Annotated in this window: 3 protein-coding genes; all 3 read left to right on the top strand. The window is 67.2% G+C overall.

The window, feature by feature from the left end:
• A partial coding sequence (locus RMO12_RS01360) for a phenylacetate--CoA ligase family protein (RefSeq protein WP_405029599.1) occupies positions 1 to 495 on the top strand: 495 nt, incomplete at its 5' end.
• Between the two features lie 47 nt (positions 496 to 542).
• A complete protein-coding gene (gene paaA, locus RMO12_RS01355; protein WP_309637927.1) occupies positions 543 to 1,553 on the top strand; it encodes a 1,2-phenylacetyl-CoA epoxidase subunit PaaA in 1,011 nt (336 codons plus the stop codon).
• Between the two features lie 18 nt (positions 1,554 to 1,571).
• Positions 1,572 to 1,761: 1,2-phenylacetyl-CoA epoxidase subunit PaaB (paaB, locus tag RMO12_RS01350; RefSeq protein ID WP_309637926.1), on the top strand; the 190-nt coding region annotated here is incomplete at its 3' end.

Raw genomic sequence — 1,761 nt, 5'->3', positions numbered from 1 at the left:
GAGATCATCGACCCGGACACCGGCGAAGTGCTGCCCGACGGCCAGGAGGGCGAGCTGGTCTTCACCACCCTCACCAAGGAGGCGTTGCCGATGGTCCGTTATCGCACGCGCGACCTGACGCGCCTGCTGCCGCCCACGGCGCGCAGCTTTCGGCGCATCGGCAAGATCGTCGGGCGCAGCGACGACATGCTCATCATTCGCGGCATCAATGTGTTTCCGACGCAGATCGAGGAGCTGATCCTGCAGCACGGCCAGCTCGCCGGCCAGTACCAGTTGGTGGTGACGCGCGAGGGCCATTTGGACGCGGTCGAGGTTCGTTGCGAGCTGCATGCGTCGGTGACGGGCGTCAACGCCAGCGACATCGCAGCGTGGCTCGGGGAGCGCATCAAGAACAGGGTCGGCATCACCACGCAGGTGGTGGTGGGGGCGCCGGGCAGCATCGAGCGCACGCTGGTCGGCAAGGCGCGTCGCGTCATCGACCGACGCAAGATCTAGGCGGCTCGACTGCCGCGCAAGGTCAGACTCTTTCAAGGATTCAAGCGATGTACACCCAGGCCATGGACACGATGGGCAAGGACGGTGGCGAGGGCAAGAAGCCGGTGCGCTCGTCCGAGGAGATGCTGCTCGAGCAGCGCTTTGATGCCCGCATCGATGGCGGCGAGTTCATCGAGGCCAAGGACTGGATGCCCGAGCACTACCGCAAGACGCTGGTGCGCCAGATCAGCCAGCACGCGCACTCCGAGGTCGTCGGCATGCTGCCCGAGGGCAACTGGATCACGCGCGCGCCCACGCTCAAGCGCAAGACCATCCTGCTCGCCAAGGTGCAGGACGAAGCCGGCCACGGCCTTTATCTCTATGCGGCGGCCGAGACGCTCGGCACCTCGCGCGACCAGATGCTCGCCGCGCTGCACAGCGGCCGTGCCAAGTACAGCTCGATCTTCAACTACCCGACCACGAGTTGGGCCGACATGGGTGTGATCGGCTGGCTGGTCGACGGCGCGGCGATCATGAACCAGGTGCCGATCTGCCGCTGCTCCTATGCGCCCTATGCGCGCGCGATGGTGCGCATCTGCCGCGAAGAAAGCTTCCATCAGCGACAGGGCTTCGAGGCGCTGCTGACGATGATGACCCAGGGCACCGTGGCGCAGAAGGCGATGGTGCAGGACGCGGTGGACCGCTGGTGGTGGCCCTCGATCATGATGTTCGGACCGCCCGACGACCAGTCGCCCAACTCGGCGCAAAGCATGCGCTGGGGCATCAAGCGCCACTCCAACGACGAGCTGCGGCAGAAGTTCGTCGACGCCGCGGTGGCGCAGGCCAAGGTGCTGGGCGTCACCTTCCCCGACCCGGACCTGAAGTGGAACGAGGAGCGCCAGCACTGCGACTTCGGCGCCATCGACTGGGCCGAGTTCTGGCGTGTGGTCGGCGGTGACGGTCCCTGCAACCGCGAACGCCTCGCGGCCCGCGTGAAGGCCTGGGACGACGGCGCCTGGGTCCGCGAGGCCGCACTCGCCTTCGCGGCCCGGCCCATCACCACGGAACTGGCGGCCTAGGGTGAAGGAGCAACCGACATGACGACACCGAACGAAACGACGCCCGACGAGTGGACCCTGTGGGAGGTGTTCGTGCGCAGCAAGGCGGGGCTGGACCACAAGCATTGCGGCAGCCTCCACGCGGCCGACGCCAAGCTGGCGATCCAGTTGGCGCGCGACGTCTACACGCGCCGCCAGGAGGGCAGCAGCATCTGGGTGGTGCGCTCCG

The organism is Methylibium sp. (genome assembly GCF_031393925.1).
Lineage (GTDB): Bacteria > Pseudomonadota > Gammaproteobacteria > Burkholderiales > Burkholderiaceae_C > Methylibium.
Note: the sequence above shows the minus strand (reverse complement) of the source record. Positions and strands in the feature narration are given on the sequence as shown.